The following is a 2,005-nucleotide window of genomic DNA, read 5'->3' on the forward strand; positions in this document are numbered from 1 at the left end:
GTTTTATCACCTGGACTCAGGAAACCATGGAATATGAGATCAATACATTATTAGCTGGTTATGGTGACCAATTTGCAATTAATTTCTCTTGAGGACTTATGTTAATTACAGAAACGGATATTATTTATTGATATTCTACTCCTCGGACTCGTGCTATTTCTTTGCCTATATTACACACTGCAATCAATGCAATACTAAGTAATTGTGCACCGGTTAGACTTTTATCCGTATCAATTAATAAAGAAATATATGTTCTTAGATTTTCTATTTCACTCGCAACACCTTCCAATTCATCGAATGCCTGATTGTCTGACATGATATAATCTTTATTTATGTCTCTTAACCGCTGAGCTAAATCACATGTTTGACGATGAACGCCACGGCACATTAAATAAGTATCCGGTTCGGCTTCATTTTGAGTTGCAGTCATCACTGGAACTATTGACGCCTCAATTTCTTCTGCAATTTCGACGGCGGTTTGTAGATTGTTTGACATATTCCACCCTGATATATTTATTCGAAGTTATTGTTTAATGTATTTAGGTCACGATACTGACACATTGATAATCTATGCGCGGCTCGTAACTTTAAATAAACATCGGTATCTATATCTTTCTCAGCTAATTTTAATAATGGTGCTAATAAAGCCTGCATTTCTTCATTAATTTCCAATGCATTCTCTAAATAAGATTTATCACCAACTGATATTTTTGTTTTCATATCACTCTACCTTATTATATTCTTGCTGAATACGTTGATATATTTCCTCACGGTGTACAGGAGTTTCTTTAGGTGCTTCTATTCTGATCTTTACTTTATTACTTTGAGCTCTTAATACTGTTATTACGATATCATCACCTATCATAATTTTTTCTTGTGGGCGGCGAGTTAGTGTTAACATTTTTGTCTCCTTGATCATATTATGCTGATTTACCTTTTTATCTTACCTTTAAGGTGGTGGTACTCTTGGTAGCCCCTACAACAACCAAGAAGGTATTTATTTATGTCTGTTTATTCGAACTTATTTATAGAGATTCAAAAAGCTATTTTCCCTTCGTATGGCGCCAGCTACACCAGCCAAAACATAATTTCCAAAGGTGATCCTGATAGCGCCAGAATACATTCTTATTTAATTTTATTGCTTGAAATAGTTAGCTATGAATACCGAAAACAGCATGCAACAATATTTGAGCCGCTAAGAGGTGATAAGGCTCTTAAACATTTACTGTTTACTCGGTATCAAGTTTCTCTTCGGGAACTGGAAACCAATCCGCTCGAATGGATTGTCTTTGCTCTTCTGAAAGACCTTGTCCCGGAAAATCTACCTCAGAAAGCCCAAAGCTACGTAAATGGTTTAAAGCTGAACAAAGACGCATCTGGCATTGATTGGAATCTAAAAGTAAATTGGATTCTTGGCTCAGGTGAACAGACTCTGAAAAAGGCTGACGAGCAACAAGAGAATTAATTTCAAGCTCCAGTGAATCGACTGCTTTTGATATAATACAAAGCGTTCTTTCACGGTTATTAAGTGTATTAAGTTCATTTTGAAGCCATGCAATAAGTTCATAAAGATTTAAATTAGCCGCGTAAATAAAAGGCTTATCGCCACAGGGTAGCGATTGCTGCCCTTTAATTTGGTTATTGTTTATCTCAGTCACCAAAGTATTATTGATATTAGTTACTGATTTTTTCATTTTTATACCCTCAAAATTAATATTGTTTATCTTGGTTACAATTAACTATTTGACCCATCCAGCCGTAAATGACATATAAGGGTGCTAATAACCTTCTTGCTTCTTGTTCATCGCGCGCTTGAGCTTTAACGCATATAGGGCGTGTTTGTTTTGTTATTCATTTTTAATTTCTCGCTAAATGTTTTTTATTAACTAATCGTTCACATCTATCTCTAAATGACTTTTCAAAATGGTAGGAGTATCAAAGAAACTCAGTCCCATTTTTGCGAATTTGGATTTTCCAGACACAAAAAAGCAAAAAGAAGGACTGA

Annotated in this window: 4 protein-coding genes; 1 reads left to right on the forward strand and 3 read right to left on the reverse strand. The window is 35.0% G+C overall.

Annotated features, from left to right (window positions below):
* Positions 1 to 124: 124 nt before the first annotated feature.
* Genes Xedl_RS19335 through csrA form a run of 3 tightly spaced genes read right to left on the reverse strand, consistent with a single transcriptional unit; the run spans position 125 to position 901 of the window.
* Positions 125 to 496, reverse strand: coding sequence for a hypothetical protein (locus Xedl_RS19335; RefSeq protein ID WP_074025335.1), 372 nt, complete (start codon positions 494 to 496; stop codon positions 125 to 127).
* A gap of 17 nt (positions 497 to 513) precedes the next feature.
* Complete coding sequence (locus Xedl_RS19340) at positions 514 to 720, reverse strand: hypothetical protein (RefSeq protein WP_074025337.1); 207 nt, start codon at positions 718 to 720, stop codon at positions 514 to 516.
* Between the two features lies 1 nt (position 721).
* Positions 722 to 901, reverse strand: coding sequence for a carbon storage regulator CsrA (csrA, locus tag Xedl_RS19345; RefSeq protein WP_074025339.1), 180 nt, complete (start codon positions 899 to 901; stop codon positions 722 to 724).
* 102 nt (positions 902 to 1,003) lie between these two features.
* On the opposite strand from csrA, the gene Xedl_RS39500 reads away from it, so the two are divergent.
* Positions 1,004 to 1,465, forward strand: coding sequence for an ECs1072 family phage-associated protein (locus Xedl_RS39500; RefSeq protein WP_074025341.1), 462 nt, complete (start codon positions 1,004 to 1,006; stop codon positions 1,463 to 1,465).
* The last annotated feature ends 540 nt before the right edge of the window (positions 1,466 to 2,005 follow it).

Source organism: Xenorhabdus eapokensis, assembly GCF_001908105.1.